The 24,417-nt window shown below is 41.1% G+C and carries 23 protein-coding genes; 8 read left to right on the forward strand and 15 right to left on the reverse strand.

The features are described 5' to 3' along the window. Positions 1-127 precede the first annotated feature (127 nt). The 7 genes from M2419_RS24365 to M2419_RS24390 all read right to left on the reverse strand — a co-directional run bounded on the left by M2419_RS24365 (position 128) and on the right by M2419_RS24390 (position 5,192). Positions 128-2,320, reverse strand: a complete 2,193-nt coding sequence (locus tag M2419_RS24365; protein ID WP_259255776.1) for an ATP-binding protein — start codon at positions 2,318-2,320, stop codon at positions 128-130. A gap of 76 nt (positions 2,321-2,396) precedes the next feature. Beyond that, positions 2,397-3,092, reverse strand: coding sequence for a LytTR family DNA-binding domain-containing protein (locus M2419_RS24370; RefSeq protein ID WP_153845590.1), 696 nt, complete (start codon positions 3,090-3,092; stop codon positions 2,397-2,399). Positions 3,093-3,163: 71 nt separating this feature from the next. Beyond that, the gene (locus M2419_RS24375) at positions 3,164-3,637 is read right to left on the reverse strand and encodes a Dps family protein (RefSeq protein ID WP_259255778.1); all 474 of its coding nucleotides are present in this window, start codon (positions 3,635-3,637) and stop codon (positions 3,164-3,166) included. Positions 3,638-3,683: 46 nt separating this feature from the next. Next, positions 3,684-3,779, reverse strand: coding sequence for a hypothetical protein (locus tag M2419_RS27550; protein WP_409049516.1), 96 nt, complete (start codon positions 3,777-3,779; stop codon positions 3,684-3,686). Further along, positions 3,754-4,023 carry an alcohol dehydrogenase catalytic domain-containing protein gene (locus M2419_RS24380; RefSeq protein WP_228280347.1) on the reverse strand — a complete coding sequence of 90 codons (270 nt, stop codon included), beginning with the start codon at positions 4,021-4,023 and terminating at the stop codon, positions 3,754-3,756. The genes M2419_RS27550 and M2419_RS24380 overlap by 26 nt, the downstream gene beginning before the upstream one ends. A 93-nt stretch (positions 4,024-4,116) precedes the next feature. Beyond that, on the reverse strand, positions 4,117-4,584 hold the full coding sequence (locus tag M2419_RS24385) for a lipocalin-like domain-containing protein (RefSeq protein ID WP_159732296.1): 468 nt from the start codon (positions 4,582-4,584) through the stop codon (positions 4,117-4,119). Positions 4,585-4,634: 50 nt separating this feature from the next. Continuing rightward, positions 4,635-5,192 carry a hypothetical protein gene (locus tag M2419_RS24390; protein WP_153845587.1) on the reverse strand — a complete coding sequence of 186 codons (558 nt, stop codon included), beginning with the start codon at positions 5,190-5,192 and terminating at the stop codon, positions 4,635-4,637. Between the two features lie 324 nt (positions 5,193-5,516). Between M2419_RS24390 and M2419_RS24395 the strand changes: the two genes are divergently transcribed. Next, complete coding sequence (locus M2419_RS24395) at positions 5,517-6,659, forward strand: TlpA disulfide reductase family protein (RefSeq protein ID WP_153845586.1); 1,143 nt, start codon at positions 5,517-5,519, stop codon at positions 6,657-6,659. A gap of 333 nt (positions 6,660-6,992) precedes the next feature. Here the strand turns inward: M2419_RS24395 and M2419_RS24400 are convergent, their stop codons facing one another. After that, positions 6,993-8,045: a DUF5694 domain-containing protein gene (locus M2419_RS24400; RefSeq protein WP_153845585.1), complete on the reverse strand. Its 1,053-nt coding sequence runs from the start codon at positions 8,043-8,045 to the stop codon at positions 6,993-6,995. Positions 8,046-8,839: 794 nt separating this feature from the next. On the opposite strand from M2419_RS24400, the gene M2419_RS24405 reads away from it, so the two are divergent. From M2419_RS24405 to M2419_RS24435, 7 genes are all read left to right on the forward strand, one after another. Then, complete coding sequence (locus tag M2419_RS24405; RefSeq protein WP_153845584.1) at positions 8,840-9,235, forward strand: hypothetical protein; 396 nt, start codon at positions 8,840-8,842, stop codon at positions 9,233-9,235. A 170-nt stretch (positions 9,236-9,405) separates the two neighbouring features. Continuing rightward, complete coding sequence (locus tag M2419_RS24410; RefSeq protein ID WP_153845583.1) at positions 9,406-13,749, forward strand: CusA/CzcA family heavy metal efflux RND transporter; 4,344 nt, start codon at positions 9,406-9,408, stop codon at positions 13,747-13,749. Positions 13,750-13,751: 2 nt separating this feature from the next. Beyond that, a complete protein-coding gene (locus tag M2419_RS24415) occupies positions 13,752-14,900 on the forward strand; it encodes an efflux RND transporter periplasmic adaptor subunit (protein ID WP_159732293.1) in 1,149 nt (382 codons plus the stop codon). A gap of 10 nt (positions 14,901-14,910) precedes the next feature. Next, complete coding sequence (locus tag M2419_RS24420) at positions 14,911-15,360, forward strand: thioredoxin family protein (RefSeq protein ID WP_153845581.1); 450 nt, start codon at positions 14,911-14,913, stop codon at positions 15,358-15,360. Further along, complete coding sequence (locus M2419_RS24425) at positions 15,357-16,283, forward strand: FAD:protein FMN transferase (protein ID WP_153845580.1); 927 nt, start codon at positions 15,357-15,359, stop codon at positions 16,281-16,283. Before M2419_RS24420 ends, M2419_RS24425 begins: the two co-directional genes overlap by 4 nt. Then, complete coding sequence (locus M2419_RS24430; protein ID WP_200845710.1) at positions 16,280-16,510, forward strand: DUF4266 domain-containing protein; 231 nt, start codon at positions 16,280-16,282, stop codon at positions 16,508-16,510. Before M2419_RS24425 ends, M2419_RS24430 begins: the two co-directional genes overlap by 4 nt. Positions 16,511-16,540: 30 nt before the next feature. Then, entirely contained in the window at positions 16,541-17,740 is a 1,200-nt protein-coding gene (locus tag M2419_RS24435; protein ID WP_153845579.1) for a DUF3570 domain-containing protein, read from the forward strand. 101 nt (positions 17,741-17,841) lie between these two features. On the opposite strand, the gene M2419_RS24440 is transcribed toward M2419_RS24435, so the two are convergent. The 7 genes from M2419_RS24440 to M2419_RS24470 form a co-directional block, all read right to left on the reverse strand. Next, positions 17,842-18,579: a sulfite exporter TauE/SafE family protein gene (locus M2419_RS24440; RefSeq protein WP_153845578.1), complete on the reverse strand. Its 738-nt coding sequence runs from the start codon at positions 18,577-18,579 to the stop codon at positions 17,842-17,844. A 57-nt stretch (positions 18,580-18,636) separates the two neighbouring features. Continuing rightward, a complete protein-coding gene (locus tag M2419_RS24445; protein WP_259255780.1) occupies positions 18,637-20,007 on the reverse strand; it encodes an MBL fold metallo-hydrolase RNA specificity domain-containing protein in 1,371 nt (456 codons plus the stop codon). Between the two features lie 22 nt (positions 20,008-20,029). Continuing rightward, positions 20,030-20,440 carry an Hsp20/alpha crystallin family protein gene (locus M2419_RS24450; RefSeq protein WP_088161246.1) on the reverse strand — a complete coding sequence of 137 codons (411 nt, stop codon included), beginning with the start codon at positions 20,438-20,440 and terminating at the stop codon, positions 20,030-20,032. 156 nt (positions 20,441-20,596) lie between these two features. After that, complete coding sequence (locus tag M2419_RS24455; protein WP_153845576.1) at positions 20,597-21,748, reverse strand: NAD(P)/FAD-dependent oxidoreductase; 1,152 nt, start codon at positions 21,746-21,748, stop codon at positions 20,597-20,599. 35 nt (positions 21,749-21,783) lie between these two features. After that, complete coding sequence (locus tag M2419_RS24460) at positions 21,784-22,539, reverse strand: AraC family transcriptional regulator (RefSeq protein ID WP_259255781.1); 756 nt, start codon at positions 22,537-22,539, stop codon at positions 21,784-21,786. A 133-nt stretch (positions 22,540-22,672) separates the two neighbouring features. Next, entirely contained in the window at positions 22,673-23,041 is a 369-nt protein-coding gene (locus M2419_RS24465; protein WP_153845574.1) for a nuclear transport factor 2 family protein, read from the reverse strand. Positions 23,042-23,220: 179 nt separating this feature from the next. Then, positions 23,221-24,414, reverse strand: coding sequence for an MFS transporter (locus tag M2419_RS24470; protein WP_153845573.1), 1,194 nt, complete (start codon positions 24,412-24,414; stop codon positions 23,221-23,223). Positions 24,415-24,417: the final 3 nt, after the last annotated feature.

The raw sequence follows: 24,417 nt of genomic DNA on the forward strand, positions 1-24,417 counted from the left end.
ACACGAACAATTAGCCAATTTCAAAAATCATTCGACGAATGGGCAAAATGAGTCGTTAAATAGACAACAAAAAAGATCATCAAGCATGAGCTGATGATCTTTCAATTACTTATTGTTAATGTAGAACTTAGTCCGTATAGCTTGCTAATAAACGTTGAGCTTCTTCGACGGCTGCGGTAAGGATATGCACGACTTCGGTCAAAACACCTTCCGATAAGGTGTTCTGTTCGGTTGTAAGTTCAAGTATTCCCAGTTTATCATCAAGAATAGGAAGCAATCCCATAATGGCGACGCTAGTTTTAAAATCATGTGCTCTTAATTTAAATCTGGAGAAGTCCTGACTTGCGTAAGCGGCCTTTAGCTCCTGAAGCTGGCCTGGAACTTTGTCGATAAACTGGCGGGTGACTGTCCGCTCGAAAGCGCTGTCCCCCCTACTTACCGAATGCATGTAAGCAAGGTCCAAATAAGTAAACTTCCCCTTATCCGCAATTTCTTCAAACTGCACTGTAGGCTGGAATCTGATGCCAAAATGTGAAATAAGCTTAAAGAGCTCTTCTTCATTGATGGGTTTGGAAATATATTCGTTCATTCCTCTGCTGAGGCATTTTTCTCGTTCACCTGCCAAAGCATGCGCAGTCATGGCAATGATCGGAATATCCAATTGCAACACTTCCCTGATGTGCTGCGTTGCAGCATAACCATCCATCTGTGGCATCTGTAAATCCATCAACACAAGGTCGGCGTGATTATTTTTTAGATACTCAACGGCCTCCTGTCCATTGGAAACAATGTCAAAATCTACATTCCATTGTCCGAGCAAATGCTTCATCAGGCTCTGGTTCATCATATTATCATCAACCACCAAAATATGAATCGGTACATTGGATTGATCTTTAAAATAAGCAGTATGAGCCACGGATGCTATTACTATTTGCTCTTGCGCTATACCGTAAGGAATAAAAAACTTGAACGTTGTGCCGCTTCCCTGCTCGCTCTGTACTTCAATGTCGCCATGCTGGAGCAGTACGAGGTTTTTTACGATAGACAAGCCGAGTCCTGTTCCGCCATAATTGCGGGTAATGGAATCTTCGCCTTGATTAAAGCGTTCAAACACTTCATTGAGTTTTTCCTTGTCAATTCCAATTCCCGTATCTGTGATGATAAATCCAACCACAACTTCCTTTTCGCTCCTGCTCTTTTGGTAAATTTCGATATGTATACTGCCCTGTTTGGTAAATTTAATGGCATTTCCAATCAAGTTTACCAAAATCTGGGTTAACCTGGTTGCATCCCCTGTCAGTGTATCGGGAATGGAGACATCGACCTTACTTGAAATCGAAAGCCCTTTTTCTTTTGCCCTTTCAGTGAAGAAGGTTTCTACAGAATTTAACAACCCACTGATACTGAATGTACCGACAGTGATGCGCATCATACCAGCCTCGATTTTGGAAAGGTCCAAAATATCGTTGATGATCGTCATCAAATTCTCTCCTGATTGTTGAATGGATGATACAAACTCAGAAGAGGTCGCGTCCAGACTTCTTTTTTGCAGCAGGTTTGTAAATCCGAGAATTCCACTGAGCGGGGTTCTAATTTCGTGGCTCATATTGGCAAGGAAGTTCTCCTTGGTCTGCGCTGCAATGGAAGCTTTCTTTTCCGCAGCGTCCAGTTCCTCGATCAGCACACGTTGCCGGCGGAACTGGCGTAGGATATGGAAACCGACTACCGAACCGCTCAAAATCAATAAAACCAATAGGGAAATATCGTATAGCCTTGCTTTTCTGCCCATTTCCTCACTCTGCAAGCTGAGCTCACTCATGTGCAGCTGCCTACTTTTATAGATCTTCGCTGTTATTCCCGTAATTTCGTTTGAAATGATTCGGGCTCTTGGATTGGCAATTGAGGTTTGATCATCCATGTTTCCAAGAGAAAGATACCGTGCCAAAAGCTGATCACGGACTATTTTTTTGTCCATTGCAAGGACGCCCAGCCGTTGTATAAGCTTTTCTTCCACAGGATCGGAATTATCTTTGGACAAGGAATCCAGAAAGTTCTCGATCTGATTTATCTTTTTATCGATCCCTTCCAGATGGGTCGTATCGTTGGTGGCTATTGATGCTCTGATCCTACTTTCCACACCAAGGATATCGCGGTCGATTTCCCGCAGATGATTGCTCGCACGCAGCTCGTTCAGCAGTGTGTTATTGTTATGGATAAGTGCTTCTGTATTTCTGGCCGAATTGACCTGAACGGCAATCAGCAGTATTGTTCCCGCTATAAATGTCAGAATTATAAAGTAGCTAAACCGTTTACTGTTCATTATAGAATTACTTGTCATAAACAAAAGTTAAGAGGATTGGTTAAGTAATAGCTTAAGAAGAAAAACAGTAGGTGATTTAAAATACATTCATTCTTGTATTTAAAGCCTTACGGTACGCATCTGCTACCGGAATGAATGTACCGTTTATCACAATACCACCGTCCTGTAAAGTATCTATTTTACTGATAGATACAATAAAAGACCGATGCACCCTGATAAAATCATTCTTGGGTAAACGCTCTTCCGCAGTTTTCATCTTGCCATGAATGGCAAACATCTTTTCTTTTGTATAAAATTTTACATAATCTCCCATTGCCTCAGCGTAAAAGATATCTTCAAGCTTCAGGCGCCTTGTCACGTTAGCATCTCTGACAAACAAAAATTCATCATTGCTGATATGCACATGGTCTTTTCTGCTATCCAGGATTGCCTGGACTTTCTCCACAGCCTGTAAAAACCGGACAGGAGAAATGGGCTTTAAAATATAATCCGCGATATTAAGCTCAAAAGCCTCGATCGCATATTCCTTTTTGGAGGAAGTGAAAATGATGATTGTATCTTTACCAGATAAACTTTTGGTAAGCTCAATACCTGTCATTTCAGGCATTTCAATATCCAGAAAGAGCAGGTCAACCTCGTTTTTCTGAATAAAATAGTAAGCCTCCATAGCGTTTGAAAATTCCTGCACGATGGTAAGGTCCGGAACCTGCTTTGCCAAATGGGCCAAGGTCGTTCTTGCAATATCATTATCGTCAACAATCAGAGCTTTCATAGTAATAAGTATATATGTTAATATGACAAATATACTTATTACTTTCTTTTTTTATCGCTCACCAATAGCTCCTATCTAAAATAGGAACGGATCATCCATGCCATCTCCTCGTGGCTTTCCATCAGTCCCGTAATGAAGTCGCTGGTTCCATAATCTTTATATACCTCGGCAAAAGGTGTAATATTTCCGCGTAAAAATTCAATGATACTTTCGTGGTCTGCCAGCAGGTCTTTCATGTAACCAAGACCATCATTTGTCCTGTCACTATACTCGGTAAGGTGTGTCAGTTCCAGGTAGCTCTTCATGGTTGCCGGTGCATAATGCCCGATTTTACGCAGGCGTTCAGCAACGCTATCAATAAGTTCGTCCAACTGCTTGTACTGCCCCTCAAAGAAGATGTGGTTTGCGTGAAAATTGTCTCCCGTAACGTTCCAGTGCGCATTTCGGGTCTTGATATAAAGGACAGTTTCATCGGCCAATAATTTTGCCAATTGTGCAGCAACAGCATCTGTGCTTGCTTCGTTTATTCCAATGTTTGCTTTCATAATATGTATGTTTTTAGTGTTATTTTTTTAATGTAAATGACCTGCGCTATCGAACAAGAATAATTTTACCTGTGTGCGTCCCTTCTTCTAACAGCTTATGTACCCGGGATACTTCACTAAAGGGAAATGTCTGAAAGATCACAGGTCGGAGCTTTTTTGATTCTAGAAGTGGCCAGACATGCAAATTCGGCATATCCACCACCAGCGAGCAATGCACACACCCTATCCCCCACTTTAAAGTTTGTGACCTGCGGACCACATGCTACGATTATACCGGCTATCTCCAGACCAAGTATGTCTGCCGGTACACCCGCGGGAGCAGGATAATTGCCCTCCCGTTGAAAAATATCAGATCTATTGAGACCCGCTGCTTTTACTTCAATCAGGACTGTCTGCTATGGGTATTGGCGTTTCAAATTCTTTCAACTATAGCACCTCAGGACCACCGTAGTTTGTTATAACGACAGCTTTCATATGTTTCAACTTTTTGTTTTTAAATTTTCTGCTCTTTTCCATTTAAGTTTGTGCACAACTTCCTTCCCCTCTGCAAAAAAAGGTTTGCCACTTTCCAAAATCAGATATTCATTTTCAAAATGTATGACCCTATTCTGCGTTTGACCGGTCCAGTTTGGAAAAAGCGAAATAAACATCGTATGGCTCAATATCTGTTTTTCTTCATCCGCATAAAACGGGCCTGAATAAGCCAAATAGGTAGATACTTCCTGTATGTACTCTTCTGCATTAGCTCCTTTCCAATGTTCCTGATTAAAGTTCTCCCGTTCGGGATTCATAATCTGCGCTGACATATAGCCGTCAGGATTATATATGATCAAGCTTTTGGGTGATTTGCCCATGGGATAGGAAATATCTCCACTTTCAAGCGCGACTTCTGTCAGTTCCACCAATGTCCATGTACCAATCAATCGATTAAATAATGTCTCTTCCATTTTTAAAGAATTTTTGGAGCGGGTCTCCTGTAATTCACCCATTTTTTTAACTAGAATGGTTGATTGTACTTTCCTGTAAGCGCCTTATTTTCGATACTTTTAGCAAAGTTTGGTGTCTCCTCGTGGTTGTGCGCATCTGAAGCTGCCTGTCTTGCTGCTGCGGCGTCAGAAAGATTGATCCCATTTTCTTTGATATAGGCCAGCATCTCGGTAGTTGCAGTCGCATGGATCTCATTGGTGTATAGACAGGTAGTGTCGCCAATTTTGGTCGCCTTAAGCTCCCAAAGCACCTGAACTTTTGTACGGCCACCTTTGGTAATTGAATCCGAAATGGAAAGCATACGGCAGTAGTCAGGCTCGTGCACAACTGCTACATAATGCTGTACCATTAATGCATCTCCGATGGTTTCTACATTAAGTGACACTGGTTCTCCGTCAAATGTCGTCGAGATTGCAGCACCAATATGCTGAGTAGAGCATCTCTGGTATTCTGCGTCTGGGAGGTTCAATAACCAGTCTGCAATATTTACTTTTTCAATTGGTGCATTGATGATTGCAGTTACTGTTGAATGACTCAACGTGTTTTCGGGTGTTTGTATAATTTCCATAATATTTAATTTAAAGGTTTGTTTTGTTTCACTGATGTAAATCTATGTATTTTAATCGCCCGTAGATTTCGCTATCCATCGAATGGGCAGAAACTGTCGATAAACCCACCGATTGGATCGTTGAGCCATCTGTTGTTCTTTCATTTCTATTATTCCTCAAAAGAAAAACACCTTAAAGAATTGGATACAAATCAACAAGGTATACTTAATGCTTTCCTTACGATTGCAAATTCTTTAGAAGAATCTGGATAGATACATTAAAAAGAACACTTATTATCACTATTTTTCATATTTTTTCTTTAACTTCAATTTAAGCAAGAAATTATGACCAAGTTCCTATTCGTTCTCATTTTCACATTTTTGGCAATCAGCAATAATTATGGCCAAAACATTCGGTTAAAATTTAAAGTCTATGCAGACACCTTACCAGCATATAGTTACGTATTAATTAATAATGATGTCTTTAAAACGGAAGTTAAAAGTGGAACTGGCGAGTTTGTAATAAACAAGATTCTTGATAAAGGTCATTTCAATTTTGCGCAACTAGCCCTGTCAGACAGTGTATTCACAAACCGAGAGGATTTCTCCAGTTTTTTCCGTAGACACCAGATTTTCCCACCAAACTTCTTTTATTCTTTTATTATTGATTCCAATGATCTAACGATGGGCATAAATATAGACACACATCAATTAAAAGTATATGGAAGCGATTTGAACAAACAATTTTCTGAATTTGAAGCCACAGCAAAAACGCTCGATTTAACCAATATTCCAGCTTTAGAGGAACAGATTAGGGGTGATAACAATAGAATGACCGAATTCCTGAAAATTTTTACAAAATATTCGGCAAATAAGCTCAGCGAAGAGCATCTCACATTTCTATTGGAATACCCTAGCTTATCTTTTTACAATTCTAGTACTGTCTTCCAACATAAAGATTCGATTTATCAGCTCATTCAGCTGCTGAAGAAAGAAAACTCTCCATATTTTGACAGTGAACGGGTTTTAAAAAAATATCAGGATATGGTTACATTATATAAACCAAAAGAAAATGTACCTGTCCCCAATTTTACCATAATAAACTCGCGTGGAGAAAAAAAATATATCAGGGAACTTTACAATAGTACTGAATACCTAGTTATTGATTTTTGGGGTACATGGTGCGGCCCCTGTATAGCTCAGCACCCTGAGCTACAGCGCATCGTGAATGAGTATAAGGATAATGGAAAATTTAAATTTTTAGGCATAGCTGTTAATGACAAATTTACAACATGGAAGCAGTATTTGGAAAAACATCAATATACCTATGAAAACTACATTTTTGAGAACAGAGATTACTCCAACCTTCAAAAGGAATTGGGTATATATTCATTTCCACGCTATGTCATCGTTAATACAAAGGAAAACAGGGTTGTCCGATCCAATTTTAAAATTGATCAACTTCGTGACATATTAAATACGTTGTAACTATACTATGGTATCTGCCTGACGAACTATAGGTCAGTTGGTTTCTTGAAGTTGTGCACGTGAAGGTCTTTTATATTTTTGTGGTCTATTGATGATATTTGCTTTTATATCTTCATGCTTTTCTAAGTTTTCATTAACACAAATATCGATTGTGGTACTAAGATCTATTCCCTACAACTGATAAAATAAGACATTCTCTTTTTCCGCCACCCCACTGCGCGATGCTCGAAGGGTCTGCTCAAGAGAGTTCTTGCCGATTAAAGAGAATACAAATTAAAATGGTGCTGCTCTCGTCGATTTCCTTTTCGCTATACCAGCCTACTCTTTTCTCTACTAGTCAACTTCATTGATGTTTCTCACTTTTACAGCAGGCATCGTCTTGAAAATGTCCTGCATGTATTTTCTATGATTGGCCCCAGCTAGGACTACGACTCTTTTCGCCCCTACCACCTTAGCCCTGTTGACAACATTATGGCACATGCCCTCATTTCTCATAATCCACCAATGTATTTTTGACAACATTTCTTCTTTGGGAAATCCATTCATATTATATAGAACAGGCAAGTAAAAATCTCCCGAGGCGGAAATCTCCGCGGCCTCATCCGTGTTCAACCATTCCGTTACCCTATTTGAAGACTTTTCGATATGAGCATATTTTTCAAACCCCTTGTTAATAGCAATCAAAGCTGATTTTAACTGGCTTTTAGAGGAATCGGCCATATCTTTCCTGAACAAGACAAATTTCGCGTCAAATACTCCCCACGATGCTTGCCAATTCAGATCATAGTCCTGGCAATCCATAGCCATCAGTTCCTCGATGCCTAGCTCCTGCATCATCGGGAAGGCGATATAGGCATACTCAGAAGTTTTTAGCCTTTTCATACTTCGTCCAGTGGTATCTACCCCAGGGCTAAGCAATTTTTCGATATAATGTTCTATTTCAGCATTAGGTTGATGCCGCAGGAAATTATAAACCTGCCAAAATTGATAATGCCCATTTGCCACATCCTGATCAAGATAATAGGCATGCGCTAAATCGGCTTTTACACGATAATCATTGGGTTGCTGATTGGATCGTTTCTTCAAGCTGTCAATAGTATGCTGCAGTAATACCTCTTTTATAGGTCGATTGCTCCTAAGTTTGTTTAGCCGGTTTATATTCGGTTGTTTGCACCAATAATCCATCAGCAACCGCTCGTCTTCGCTACTCAGGAACTCGCCAAAAAAGGCATCGGGCTTAAATTTTCTAATTTTATGATGGATGCTGGAAAAATCCTGGGTCGGATATTTACTATAATCATGGGAAACACCGATTAATAAAACCTCAATATCCTGTGCTTTTGCGTTGATCGAGATTAAGAAAAATAAATAAAAGATATACTTCATATTTTGTGCCTTCTTGTTTCGTTATTGGATGTTTCCTTATTCAGCTACACACTTGGCATTACGGTTTACAAATTAGCTTACAAGCACTTATACCATCTACAGGATTAAAAATACAAATAAATACGTATAGTTTAACCGCATCGGCCTATAATCCTTTTTTACCCGCTAACCAGTAGCCGTGTAAAAAAACATGGCCATTGGTTTTTTGGTTAGCTTCTTGCCAATCCGGGGTATTGACCATTAGTAGCTTGCTGATCCATTCCTCCATGCTGAACGAAAAGTTTTTGGGAAAATATCAGGCAATTTTCCAAGCCCAATAATTTTGGAACATTTTTGTTCTCTTCATCCAATTCATAAAGGAACACAAACTGACATAGAACCTGTTTTCTCCTCTCGGTTTATACGAGTCGGCCTACTGACACTTTTATAGACTTTATATCCAGTTCTCCCATTTCTGCAGGAACGACTTTATTCGGATCTGAAATTAATTGTCCGTCTTTCTTAAATTCTTCGAGTTGCCCTGAGTAACCTGCCCTTGGTATAAAAATGTCATGTTAAACGTATTTGATCGATAAATTACGCTTTAATCCTGACAATCCGCCATCTTCTGCGCCAAAGGGCTGACATAGCACAAAATGGAATGATCGCCAGGATAATTGAACATCAACGAAAAGACGAGAGTCGTGAAAAACAGAGAATATCAACTGTTTTTTGAAATGGAGACCTAAAAAAAAATCCGCCAAAAAAAATATTTGACTATACAACGCTCATTTTTTTTAATAACTTTGTTTAGGATGAAAAAATGGTTTGCTATATGCTTTTTGACGATCTATATCGCCTCGGCTACTGAAGTTGTTCAGTTGCTGCGATTTCCGTTGTTGATAGAGCATTATTTTGAGCATAAAACAAAAAATCCGCAGTTATCTGTCATCGAATTTCTAAAGATTCACTATAATGGAGATCACCTGGAAAACCATCCACATGATGACGACTATGACGAGGATCAGAAACTCCCGTTCATGATGCATACGGCTTCATACTATGCTATTTTTGTCTGCCCGCCAACTGTAGAAGTAGAAATTCACAACAGCTCCATACCAAGGAAAATTAATACTACCACCATACAGAACGATCAGTTTATAGACGATACTTTCCTTAATTCCATCTGGCAGCCGCCAAAATTCTGTTAATACATTCCTCCTTTTATTTTTAGGATAAAGACGTCCGCAGTGAAGCAGCTTTCTTGACAGAAAGTACCTACAATTTCTGTATAGGAATACGGAAGCATTTTTCAATGTCAATATATTATTGGTCACTCGTGTCTTTGTCAAAACTTACGATTTAACAGAATCAAATTGATATGCTTACGAAAATTATTGAGTTCTCTGTAAAGAACAAACTCATTGTCGTGCTGTTGATGTTGGCTTTGATCGGTGTAGGTGCTTATCAGGTGACGAAATTGCCTATTGATGCCGTACCCGATATTACCAATAATCAAGTGCAGGTCATTACAATAGCTCCATCCTTTGGAGCAACAGATATTGAAAGGCTCGTGACCTTTCCGATCGAACAGGCTAACAGTAATATCGCTGGATTACAGGAAATCCGTAGCTTTTCGCGATTTGGACTATCCTTGGTAACCATTGTTTTTGATGACAATATCGATATCTATTGGGCCCGGCAACAGGTAGCTGAGCGTCTGCAACAGGTACAACAGGAAATCCCGACAGGTATAGGTTCTCCGCAATTAGGTCCTATTTCTACAGGTCTTGGCGAAATATATCAATATGTCGTTCGCCCGCAACAAGGATACGAGCGTACATATAATGTCACTGAGCTCCGTACGATCCAGGACTGGATTGTCAGAAGGCAGCTGCTGGGTGTTAAGGGGGTGGCTGAGGTCAGCAGTTTTGGCGGAAAACTCAAACAATATGAGATCGCTGTAAACCCCGACAGGCTAAATGCTTATGGGATTACCATTAACGACGTCTTTGATGCCCTCAATACCAACAATCAGAATACGGGTGGCGCTTACATCGAAAAAGGTCCAACAGTTCTTTATATCCGAAGTGAAGGATTAGTTGGCACGATTGAAGACATTCAGAATATAGCAATTACAGGAAAGCAAAATGACTTACCGATTTTCATTCGGGATGTAGCCGATGTACGTCCGGGTTTTGCAACGCGATATGGTGCCATGACCTACAATGACAATGGAGAGGTGGCTGGAGCCGTCGTCATGATGCTTAAAGGAGCCAACAGTAGCCAAGTGATTACAGATGTCAAGGCCAAGGTAGAGGAAATCAGAAAAACCCTGCCGAAAGGAGTCATCATCGAGCCCTTTCTAGACCGTACCAAAATGGTCAATAATGCGATCAGCACAGTGCAGACAAATCTTTTGGAAGGCGCACTCATTGTGGTATTTGTACTAGTTCTCTTTTTGGGGAATGTACGGGCCGGATTGCTCGTGGCCTCAGTCATTCCTCTGGCCATGCTTTTTGCGATCTGTATGATGAACCTTTTTGGGGTGAGTGGTAATCTGATGAGTCTTGGTGCACTCGATTTTGGATTAATCATTGATGGTGCAGTCATTATTGTTGAATCCGTCATGCATCAGCTTATGCAACAGCAACGATTCAAAGCCCTACTCAAAGTACCTGCTTCTGAAATGGACGATTTGGTAACTGCATCAGCCGGTCGCATGATGAACAGCGCTGTCTTTGGACAGATCATTATTCTGATCGTTTACCTTCCAATCTTAACGCTACAAGGAATCGAGGGCAAAATGTTCAAACCTATGGCAGAAACTGTTGCTTTTGCGCTATTGGGTGCATTCCTTCTATCGCTCACCTATATACCGATGATGAGTTCATTTGTACTTCGTTCAAAAAGTAACAAACCCTCGCCTTCGGATAAGCTGATGAAAAGACTGGAAAAGTTTTACCTGCACACACTGCTCAAAGTACTGCGGATTCCAAAGACAATTTTTACACTGGTTATTTTACTTTTTATAGGAGCTGTATTGATAATCAGCCAGCTAGGTGGTGAATTTATTCCTTCACTGGAGGAAGGTGATTTTGCAGTAGATACCCGTGTCCTCCCAGGAAGTAACCTGACTACGACCATTGAAAGCACACAGAAAGCTGCCCATATCTTAAAGAGCAGATTTCCGGAGGTAGAAAAAGTAGTCACCAAAATTGGTAGTGGCGAGGTGCCGACCGATCCTATGCCGATGGAGGCCTCGGATATGATGGTTATTTTAAAAGATAAAAAGCAATGGACTTCGGCGCATACCTTTCCTGAACTTGCTACAAAAATGAGCGCAGCATTAGCCGATGTCCCCGGCATTACGGCCGGTTTTCAGTACCCTGTACAAATGCGGTTCAACGAGCTGATGACAGGAGCACGTCAAGACGTTGTCCTCAAAATATTTGGAGACAACCTGGATTCCCTGACCTTACATGCTCAAAAAATAGGTAAAATAATCGAACAGGTCCAGGGAACCCAAAATCTCTACATCGAACCGATTGCCGGGCTTCCGCAAGTTGTCATATCTTATAATCGCCCTAGCATTGCACAGCATCATCTCTCGATTGATGAAATAAACAGAACCATCAATGCGGCTTTTGCCGGGCAGCGAACAGGCTTGGTATTCGAGGGTGAGAAACGCTTCGACATGGTTGTACGGCTTGCTGCCAGAGACCGAAATAATATTGCTGACATCCGTAACCTTTTGATTCCTAATTCCATGGGAAACCAAATTCCACTGTCCCAATTGGCCCGTGTAGAAATTGTACAAGGACCTAATCAGATCCAACGGGAAAATGCGCAACGGCGGATTGTCGTCGGATTTAATATCAACGGTCGGGATGTAGAAAGTATCGTTCATGACCTACAAGCTAGGATTGATAAGGAAATCAAACTTCCAACAGGATACTCCATTAAATATGGCGGTTCTTTTGAAAACCTCAACAACGCCAAGCAGCGCCTGTTGATTGCAGTGCCTATTGCGTTAGCGCTAATTTTCATACTCTTATTCCTTGCATTTAAATCCGTTAGGGAAAGTTTATTGATCTATACGGCCATACCATTATCGATTATCGGTGGAGTGTTCTTATTGGCGCTGCGGGGAATGCCTTTTAGTATTAGTGCCGGGGTTGGATTTATAGCGCTATTTGGTGTCGCTGTGCTCAATGGTATCGTATTGATTTCTGAATTTAACCGGCTTCAAAAAAGTGGCATTCGTAATATTGTGCGTATTGTTGTCGATGGTGGTGAAAATCGGTTGCGCCCCGTTTTGATGACCGCATCGGTGGCCTCACTGGGATTTATCCCTATGGCGCTGAGCAATGGAGCTGGGGCTGAAGTACAGCGCCCTTTAGCAACTGTGGTCATCGGTGGTCTGCTTATCGCGACGCTATTGACCTTATTTGTGCTTCCGCTCCTTTACGTAACCATGGAGCGCGGATTTAAACCTCATAAATTAAAAGGAAAGCATATTGTGCCTCTTTTGATTGCTCTTGCTGTTTTTGCAACAAAAAATTTGACAGCACAGACAAAGATTACTTTGGATCAATCCATTGAACTCGCGCTCCAAAACAACCGAAACATAAAAATTGAAAAACTGCGTGTGGCTTATGCCAAGGCTCTAATAGGGACATCCACTGCTGATATTCCGCAGACGGATATCGGCCTAGATTACGGGCAGATCAATAGCGCTTATCAGGATACTAAGGTTAGTATCAGTCAACGTTTTGGTTTTCCTACTGTCTACAGAAGGCAACGTATGCGCTATACCGAAGAATGGAAAAAAAGCCAGCTGAATGTCACCCTCAAAGAGTTTGAGCTGAAAAAGGCCGTCAGCCTTACCTACTATAACATACTATATTGGCAGCAAAAGGAAAAACTTTTGAGCGAGGCATTATCCCTTTATAGCAGCTTCCTTGACAAGACCATACTCCGTAAAAAGGCAGGAGAAAGCAATGCGTTGGAAAGCTCAACTGCGGCAAATCAAAAGGCCGCAATCACAATCCAATTGAGACAGGTAGCTGATGAAATAAATGTCCTTCAACTGCAATTCCAATGGTTGCTAAATACATCAGAAGCCTACATCCCTACCATTGTGGAAAAGGCTATTTTCGTTCAGTCATCGATGGCCGATCACCCTTTACTCAAAGTGCTTCAACAAGAAAAGATAGTCGCAGCGCACACAACTGCAATGGAAAAATCCCGACTACTTCCCCAATTGCTGCTAGGCTACAATCTGAATAGTTTTAAAGGCGCGGGGCCTGATAACAGAATCTACGACGCGAGTCCAAGATTTCATTCGGTGCAGTTAGGGCTCTCCATACCGTTATTTTCCAGCGGACAGCGTGCTCGGATCGAAACTGCACGTCTGGCAGAAACCATTGCAAGTGATGAGCTTCAAAATGCACAATCTGCGCTTGAAAGACGGGCCCAAGAATTCGCGCAACGCTATCAGACCAGTCTTGCTATTGTCGATCAATATGAATCCGAGGGACTCAAAAATGCAGCAATAGTTTTTGAAACAGCGCAGAAGCAATTTTCCAATGGAGCCATTGACTATCTCGAATTTGTCACTTTAATAAACCAGGCTATCGCGTTGAAAAGTAGCTATACAGATGCATTGTGGCAGCTCAATGAAAATGCCATTCAGCTTCATTACATCATGATAAATCAATAGAAATGAAAACGAAAAATATGATAGTCCAATATATCGTTCTTATGTTGGCAACAACTGGCATCTCTTGCCAGGGCAATAAAGGCGAGGCTTCACCGTCATCAGCAAAGCCAAAAGACGAAACTCTTGTTTCCTTAACGGAAGCGCAACTGCAAAATTCCCAAATAGAGACGGTAACGCTTTCGGACCAGCCGATAGCCAGCATATTAAAACTGAATGGAAAAATTGATGTACCGCCTCAGAATATGGTGTCTGTAAGTATTCCTTTGGGGGGATACCTAAAGAGTACCAGCCTGCTGCCAGGCATGAAAGTATCAAAAGGTGATATTATTGCCATCGTCGAAAATCCACAGTTTATCCAACTGCAGCAAGACTATCTTGCCGCCCAGTCGAAACTACAATTTGCCCAGCTCGACTACAGACGTCAAAAAGAACTCAACCAGAGTCAGGCAAGCAGCGACAAAGTAATGCAGCAAGCACAGGCCGAAATGAACAGTCAGCAGATAACAATGAATGCAATTGCCAGACAATTAGAACTTATTCTTATTCAACCTAGTACTGTTACCCCAGGAAATATCCGTAAAAGCGCACCCGTCTATAGCACGATCGATGGCTATGTAAGTAAAGTCAATGTCAATATCGGAAAATATGTAAATCCTTCGGATATCCTCTTTGAATTGATCAACCCAACGGACATCCATCTAAATCTGAAAGTCTATGAAAAGGACCTTGAACAGCTGCATCCAGGACAAACGCTATTAGCTTACTCCAATGCTAATCCCAATAAAAAGTACTCGGGTAAAATCCATTTGATCGGCAAGGATATCGATCCCACAGGTATGACAGATGTCCATTGCCATTTGGATAAATATGATCCGAATCTGGTACCTGGGGTATATATGAATGCTGAAATCCAAACGACAACGAGCTTGGGACAGGCTCTGCCGGAAGAATGTATCGTAGACTTTGAAGGAAAAAGTTATGTATTCGTCTCGGAAGGAAACAGAAATTATCGTCTGACAGCAATATCCGTTGAGGAGCCCCAAAAAGGCCTAGCAAAGGTTTTGAATGTCCGAGATTTTGTAGGTAAAAAAATAGTTAGTAAAAATGCCTATACCCTATTAATGCAATTAAAAAACAGCGGGGAAGATTAAAAAAATCGCTATGAAAACATTATTAAACACGTTGGTATTAACACTCTTGTGTTATACCATTCATGCGCAGAATCGACTGAATGTCGCAAAGCAGCAGGCGCTAACGCAACATAAACTTATACTGCTCAATTTTTCCGGTTCGGACTGGTGCATTCCCTGTATAAAGTTGCATAAAAACATCATTGATAGTGAGCAATTCAAACAGCTCATAAACGATCAGATCATTGTTTTTCTTAATGCCGACTTTCCAAGAAGCAAAAAAAATCAACTGCCGGTAGAACAAAAAAAAGAGAATGCGAATCTTGCAGATCAGTATAATCCTACGGGCATATTTCCTTATACGTTGTTACTGGATGCCAATGGGAAAATTTTAAAGAGTTGGGCCGGCTTACCTCCTGAAGACCCCGCCAATTTTTGTGATGAGATCAGAACAGTTTACAACCAAATAACACGGCCATGAAAAAAGAATATCGACGTGGACTCAAACTAATGGGCAATCATTTTGAGCTAACAGTGGTTGATGACAATGAGGTGAAAGCCAATGCCCATATCGATGCGGCTATCGCAGAGATACAACGGATAGAGCGATTACTGACCACTTTCAATGAAGACAGTCAAACCAACCTGATCAACCGTCATGCGGGCATCCGTCCTGTCAAAGTTGACCGGGAAATCTACGAAATTATCGAAAGGAGCTTACGAATTAGCCGCCTGACCGATGGTTATTTTGATATTTCCTACGGGAGCATTGATAAGGGCCTTTGGAATTTTGATCGCAGTATGCTATGTCTTCCTGACGCAGAAACTGTTGAACGCAATTTGAGTTTAGTGAACTACAACAATATAGTACTCGATGATGAGGCAGGTACTGTATTTTTAACAAAGCAGGGCATGCGTATCGGTTTTGGCGGTATCGGGAAAGGATATGCGGCCGAAATGGGGAAAAGATTATTGCAGCAGCGGGGCGTAGATTCGGGTGTGGTAAATGCCTCTGGCGACCTTACCGTCTGGGGAAATCAGGCTAATGGAAAACCATGGACCATCGGAATTGCCAATCCGGAACGGGCAGTCCTTCCCTTTTCCTATATGAACATCACGGATACTGCTATAGCAACATCGGGCAACTATGAAAAATTCGTCATGATCGATGGTAAAAAGTACTCTCATACCATCAACCCAAAAACAGGAATGCCCATAAGTGGAATAAAGAGTGTTACGATCATCTGCCCGAATGCTGAGATAGCAGATGCTCTTGCGACACCGGTCAGCATCATGGGCGTCCAAAATGGCATTGAGCTCATCAATCAGATTCAACAGGTTGAATGTATCATCATTGATGATGAAAACCATATTTATTCATCCCATAAAATCAACTTCAAATGAAAAACAAAAGCAATAAAATATACTGTAGCCTCGCTATGATCTTACTATTGGTAATAGCCTCATCCTGCAGTACGGTAAAGGAATACGAAAAAAATAAACTCAACGATGCTGAAATGAGATTGGGCAACCGCCATGTCGAAAAGACTGAACTCAGCTTTCAGTCTTACAGAGAAGGTTCTTCTGGCGCAAACGCCGGAAAGGTTGGCGGCGGCTGTGGTTGCAATTAAAATGACACCTGTTTTTTAACACGTTATTACATGAAAAAAGTATTTCTTAGTGTTGCGGCCCTTCTGGGCCTGCTGCACGCAAAAGCACAGGAAAGCAAACCCACGGAAAAATCGAGGAAGCTTACTTTCGAAGAGGCAAATCTTGTCTCAAGTTATTATCATCAGGACGGTAACAATTCGGCAGTAACAGGCGGTATCGGTTCAGAAAGACTAACAGATATCTCCAATAATATCGAGGTGGTTCTCTTAAAATATGACAAGAAAGACCGGAAAAATAAATTCACATTCAATATCGGACTGGACCATTACACTTCGGCATCATCTGATATGATCGATCTCAAAGCCAATTCCTCTGCTTCACATGCCGACAATCGAATCTACCCTTCAATTTCCTGGTCTCGGGAAAATGAAAAAAAAGGATCGACACTGATGGGCGGAATATCCCTTTCCTCTGAATTCGACTATCAATCCTATGGTGCCAATATTGGTTTTGCGCAGAAAACCAAAAACAGAATGGGCGAATTTACAGCACGATTCCAAACCTACCTCGACCAAGTAAAACTGGTCACCCCTATCGAGTTACGATCCAACACCAACCTTGGTTCAGGTGGAAGCGAACATGAGAACTATGGCTCAAGCGGCAGAAATACCTACGCGCTTTCACTGAGCTATTCACAGATTATCAACAGCAATTTTCAGGTGGAATTTTTGGCTGATGCCGTCCAGCAATCAGGTTTTTTGAGTTTGCCCTTCCATAGGGTCTACTTTACAGATGGTACAGTGCATCAGGAAGCCCTACCCGATAGACGATTTAAAATACCATTAGGTATGCGGGCAAATTATTTCTTCGGCGACCAGTTCATCATGCGTGCCTATTATCGTTATTACACAGATGACTGGGGAATAAAGTCCAACACGGCAAGTATTGAAATGCCGATAAAGCTTTCGCCATTTGTTTCGCTAAGTCCTTTTTATCGGTATTACCGCCAGACTGCTGCCAAATATTTTGCGGCATATCAGCAACACACCGGATTGGACGATTACTACACCAGTAACTATGATCTATCTCAATTCAGCAGTAATTTCTATGGTGCCGGCGTCCGTTTGAATCTCCCCAATGGACTTTTCGGTATCCGTAAATTGGATATGCTGGAACTGCGGTACGGACATTACAGCAAGTCAGTGGGGATGAAGTCGGATATTATTTCGCTAAATCTTAGATTTAAATAATCGTTAGGCTAACATCTTAATTCCAAAATGAGGGTGTCTTAATGGACGCCCTTTTTTAATGGTACCATTCAGAAAAGTAAAGTCAGCAATGGCTTTTCTTTTTATGATTTACCACTATAGATGTATTTATAAAGCTGAAATGCGGCAGTTATCAATATGACGATCAATATAATATACCGAAATGTTCTTTCTGATGTTTTTTGTAATATCAGTTTCCCAAGATAACTTCCTAAAATGCTTATGCCAATCAAAAATGGAATGTAAACTAGGTGTTTGCTGGTAAAATATCCATTGTTTATATATACAACTGCTCGGCTTAGATCAACACCTAGATCAATCAAGGCGGAAGTAGCGATAAAAACATCTTTTGGCAATTGAAAAGCTGCTAAGGTAATTCCCCGAATCGCTCCGCCTGTACCCGCGATCCCGGCTATGAATCCAGAGGTGACGCCACCGAAGTAGAGGTTCGAATTTGATGGTTTTAACGGCCTGTCTGACTTAAATATTAAAAATAAAGCTAGGAAGACTAAAATGATATTCATCCCCAACTCGATCTGTTGAACGGGTAAATACTTGGTGATGATAGCTCCTAATATGACAAATATAACGGCAGGAATGCCCAGCTTGATGGCAATATCCAAACGGATTCCCTTTCTGAATAATGCAATTTTTGACAAGTTGCTAAAAACATGAAATACAGCGGTAATACCCAATACTGTTTTAAAATTAAAGAACAGTGAGGCGATAGGAACAAATAAGATGGATGAACCAAAGCCGGAGACCGTCCCCAATATTTCTGCCACTAAAGCTAAAACGAAAAAAATCAGATACCTTTCCATAAAACTTGATTCTATCAATACCTTGGGATACATCAACCGATGTAAAGGAAATCTGTACTATATAATTGCAACCCGCTCATCTTTGATTAATATTTTAACTGGGAGGTTCAAATCTGTCTGGATCTTTACCCGTAGTGCCTCCAAGGCTGGAGGTTCGCCATGTACGAGCATGATTTGCTTTGGCGGTATTTTATATTTCCCAATCCATTCCATTAGCTCGGACTGATCAGCGTGTGCTGATAATCCCGTTAATTCTACAATATTAGCCCTTACAGGATAATACGAGCCGTGGATCTTCAACTCGTGCGAATGATTTAACAGTGCCCTTCCACGCGTGCCCTCTGCCTGAAAGCCTACAATAAGTATCGTATTCCGGCTGTTTCCTAGATCGTGTTTCAAATATTCAAGAACGCGACCGCCAGTCACCATTCCACTACCTCCAATAATGATTTTACTTCTTTGATCACGAATAATTTCCTGCGTATTTATATAATCTCTGTTAATTTCAACACCAGAGACAATCGAAGTCCATTCAATTTTGTCCACAGCAGTATATTCAGCATAATCGACCATGATGGTTGTCGCAGAAGCAGCCATTGGGCTATCCAATATAACTGGTAGATCTTGGGGGATTTTTTTCTGTTTCTTTAGGTGATAAATCATATAAAGAAGCTCCTGTGCTCTGCCCACGGCGAAACTTGGAATGATAATATTCCCGTGATTTTCAACTGTAAGGTTTATCCAATGCTGAAGGCTATCATACACATTTGTATTATCATGCAATCGGTCTCCATAAGTTGACTCCATAATTAGATAATCGGCTTTGTTAAAAAAATCGTTAATAGGTAAAACCTCACTTTTGTTCCTTCCGATATCTCCCGAAAAGATAATTGTTTTATCAAAGCATGTGATGGCTACTGAACAGGCGCCGATGATATGGCCGCAGGGTTTAAACTCACATTGAATGTGATCGCTCAAGTTGATCGCGGTGTTTTCCTGGACAGTATAAAAATGCTGAAAAGATCGTTCGGAATCGTCTCGCGTGTAAAGTGGCTTTGCGGGATGATGTTTGGAATAAAAGTGGTAATTCGCTTTTCTTGCGTCCTCTTCCTGTAATTTGGCACTATCGAGCAGGATCAATTTTGTGAGTTCAGCTGTAGGCTCCGTCATATAAATCTTACCTTTAAACCCATTTTTTATGAGCAGAGGTATATAACCGCAATGATCCAGATGAGCATGCGTAAGAAGCACTACATCAATGTCTTCTACAGGGACATCTAAAGGTTGCCAATTTTGCTCACGCAATATTTTAATACCCTGAAACAAACCACAATCAACCAATATCGTGAGTTCGGGAGTTTGTAGTAGATGTTTGGAGCCTGTGACTGTTCCGGCGCCGCCTAGAGATTTTAAATAAATGGTTTCCATCTTTTTAGGTTTAAAGGTACCTTCACTTCTTATTTTTGTAATGCGTTTTTTTGATAGCAATATGAAGCAGCCCGTCTTTATAATTGGCCTTTATCTGATTCAAAGCAATATTGTCCGGTAGGTTAAAGCTGCGTGTAAAAGAGCTTGTAGAAAATTCTTTTCTCAGATAATTTTCATTCTCTTCTTTTTTTTCTATACGATGTTCTGCAGTAATAACTAAATCGCCTGCCTGTACTGTTATGTTAAAATCCTTTTTTCTAAATCCTGGTGCCAGTACCTTAATTTTGTAAACACTTTTTTTTTCAATAATATTGACTGTAGGTAACAGTGTGTCCTGATGCTCGGACGATTTATCATTAGACCAAAAGCCATCTCCTGTAGGTACGAGTGGAGGTTGCTTGGCTTGGCCTTTAGGTTTTGTAATTTTCATCATAAATATATTTAATGGTTTTACTCCTAAAGTTAGGCTTATGCAAATTATTAGATCATGATTTCAGCAATATTAAAAAATGATGCTGGTCACTTTCCATATAGCTATTAAATCATATAATTTAGTGTTAATCGGATTCAATCACGTAAAAAGCGATATTTACCTCCGCTCGGTAAACATCGCTAGCAAATTATCAAGTCCGTCTTCAGCGTGCAATATTTCAGTGTTTTGCAACGTATCTTTTGTTACTGCTGCCGCCCTTGCCTGCATTTGTTTTTCGTAATTTGAAATTGCAGTCTGAATATCCGGAAAATGGTCGCATGTCAGATTCTCGGCCAATTCAAAAGCATCCTGCATCGCCTGGTTTACACCCTCACCGGCATATGGCGGCATACGATGAGCTGCGTCACCAAGCATGGTCAAGTTTGATAATGTTGTCCAAGTCTGGTCTAACGGAAAGTGGTATTGTGGTCGCGGCATAAACCAAATTTCATTACTTGCAAAAAGTTCATGCCATTTTTCGCTCCAGGAGGAGAACGCGACTTTAAACCAATCAAAAACCTGTTGCTTGTTATTAAAGTCAATTCCGCTTTCCTGCACCCAATTTTCGGGAACTTTACAACCGGTATAAAACGATAAACTGCCCTCTCCTTTTGCACTTAAAATAATGGATTGTCCGTTTCCAAGCGCAAAGACTTTTCCGCCTTTTGTTATTTCCCAAAGTTTCGGTGTGTTTTTTTCGGCCTCGTAGATATTCCCTTCAACAATTGTAACGCCAGAATAAATCGGCTTAATATCGGTTAGGTAAGGGCGAATTTTTGAGTTTGCACCGTCGGCTGCAATGACAAGGTCAGCGTAAAAAGATTTTCCGTTTTTGAAATGCAGAAGCCAGCCATGATCCTGTTTTACCATTGAAATAAACTGACTGTCCCAAACAATGGTATCTTCATGCAATGCGTTTATTAAAATATCACGCAATGGGGCACGATCAATTTCAGGGCGATCTTCCTGATCCTTATCTTGAAGCTCGTGCTCATCCATTTTGATGATGGCCTGCTCGTCCAACACCCTTAAACGTCCCGCGTCGGGTCGAAAGCTAGCTTTAAATTCGTTCATCAAATTTGCTCTTCGAAGAGCTTCCAAACCACTTTCTTCGTGCAGATCCAGTGTGGCTCCCTGCTGGCGAACTTCTTTATTGCTATCACGTTCATATACGGTTACATTTACTCCTTTTAATTGTAAGAGTTTGGCTAATGTGAGTCCGCCAGGACCACCGCCAACAACGGCAACTTTCTTGTCTTGTAATTTCATATCCAGTAAAATTTATTTTTTTTGACTGAACAAAATTACGTGGGCCTGAGCGTTGAAAATTGTATAAAACGCTCATTTTGGTTCTTCAACAGTTCTTTTGGGGAAACACCAGCAAGTTTCTTGACTTCTTTAATAAAATGGGATTGATCGGCAAAGTTTTGTTGTGGAAACAATTTGCCTTCTTTGATATGCTGAAAGGAAGCACGGAAGCGGATAATATTGCAATATGCTTTTGCCGTAAATCCAAACTGCTGATCGAAATAACGGTTGATTTGTTGCCGACTCCAAAACGATTGCGCGGCAAGTTCTTTAATTGTAATCGCCCCGTTTGATGCATAAATGAGGTCGAACAGTGTCCGTTTCCTGTTGTCAACTTCAAGCGGCAAAAGCGACTGTATTTTTTTTGTCGCTTTCGCGCAGAACAAATCAAAGTTATTCAGGTCGTCGGCACTAAAGTTCCAAAAATTAGGAGGCAAGAGACTCGCCCTGTCCACCAAGTTGGCGATGCTGGTCTGAAAAACAGATTGGACTGCAAGCGGGTTAAAACTGATGGCGTAAGTCTGTCGCAAAGGCGCAATGGTCGCCTGCCCCGGCTGAGTTTGGATACCCAAAAGCGTCACGTGGAAAGGCTCTGTTGCAGATTGCGTGAAAAATAGATCAACTCTTCCGTCTGGCAATACAACAACCTCTCTATTACAATCCGATTGGTTTTGTAAAAGCCAAAAGCTTTCAACAAAATCCGCTAACGACTTGTCAGGTTTTATTGCCTGGTATTTTAATTCATTTTCCATTGTTTTAGTCCGTTTATAAGCCATGACCTTCCCCTCAAAATTTACTACGGCACGTCCGGTTAAAAGTCACACACCTCCAATCAAAATTAAGGATTATTGTATAACCAAATATGAAACAGATCAAATACTAAGCCTATTCGGATGAGGGTGGCGGCGATCCTCGTTTTTCAATGACAAATGCTTTAAGCTCTGCCATTTTTCCATCTTCGAATCGCCAAATGTCGCAATAATCGAAATGATCATATTTCCCTTCCTTATTTCTCAACCGGATTTCTCCGGTCACCATAACAAAATCACCTTCCTCGATAGATTTTTCAACATTAAAAACTGGCGGTTCCTGATAGAACTCTTTCATATAAGCGCGAACTTCTTCTTTCCCATGGAGAATACGCTCCCCTACAAAAAACCATTTCGTCTCTGCAGTACAATAAGCTAAGAAGCTTTCATAATCTCCTTTTGCAATAAATTCATTGGCTGTGTGTAAAATCGTTATATTTTTCATTTTCAGCAATTTGTTTTGAATCAATAATTTTTGTCGGTCCACACGCTTTAAATGTTATAGTGGATCAGTATGATACGCCGCTACGTTCATAAAACCACCCAGGGCAACAAGTTGTTTTAAACGATGAAATAAGATATATTTAATGCTACGACGAACTACGGAGATCAGGATTTAAGTAACTACTTCTCTTTCCTAAAAACAAATATCGAGCAAATCGCTGCCAGTAAAAGGCACCCGCCGAACACCTGGAATGCGCTTTCCAGACCGATATTGACAATCAGGCTCAGCAAAAGGCTCCCAAGGCCATAACCCGAGAAAAGAAAGAATGCAAAAAGCCCTGTCGCCGCTCCTTTTTGCGCACTGAATGTGGTGACAATAGCAGCAAACAAAGGATGCGAGAGGTCAAATCCGAGTGAAAGTAAAGCCACTAAAACACAGGATGCTGCAAGATTTAGATTTTGGCTGAGCAGCAATACGGTAAGTGCTCCCAAAAATAAACCTAAAGGTATTATTCTCTGTCTTCCATAGTGGTCCGCAAGCTTTCCGAGTAATGGACCTAGTAATAGGCCCGGAATACCATACCCCAACAAGGCTAGCCCAATCTGTAATTCGCCGAGGCCATAGTTTCTATAAAAAAAATAAGCCAGCCAGGCAAAAATACCACCATGGAACATACCGTTAAACAAAACATAGAAATAGGTAAACCTAGCTCTTCCGCTTGACAGTATATTGCAGAAGACGAGGAAAATGTTCTCCTTAACTCCATGGACCGTCTCATTTACTTTAAATATGTTCTTTTTATAAATAACAATCAGCAGCAAGATAAGCAGCGCAATGCTCGCAACGCCAATAAAAAGCCATTGCCAACCGACTAGTGATGTGATCAAAGCGCCTGCGCTGGATCCGAAAGCTGTGCCACCTGCCATGTTACCAAAGAATATCCCAAGCGCGTGCCCCCGTTTTTCGTACGGGTACCGATCGCTGATCCAGCTAATGGTTGTGGGGGCAATACCGGCGGCACCGATGCCGGTCAGCAAACGAAGGAAAATCATCTGGTTAATTCCATGGGCGTAAGCGGTCAGTAATGTCAATACGGAAAAGATGATTAGGCACAGCGTAATTATCCGGAACCTGCCAAAGCGATCACTTAGAGGCGCATATACCAATGTAAACAATCCATAGCCGAGTAGGTAAGATGGTTCAATAAAACTCACATGCCGGGTAGTCGTACCAAACTGTTCGGATAGCAGTGGAAGCAATGGCGCGACCATGAATCCCTGGAAAAAAACAATGAAAGTTGCCAATGAAAGAATATAAACCGGAAACATAGATACGTCTGTGGCCGTTCTGTCATTTGTAATTAATTTGTACATTTC

The organism is Sphingobacterium sp. BIGb0116, assembly GCF_024808035.1.
Taxonomy (GTDB): domain Bacteria; phylum Bacteroidota; class Bacteroidia; order Sphingobacteriales; family Sphingobacteriaceae; genus Sphingobacterium; species Sphingobacterium paramultivorum.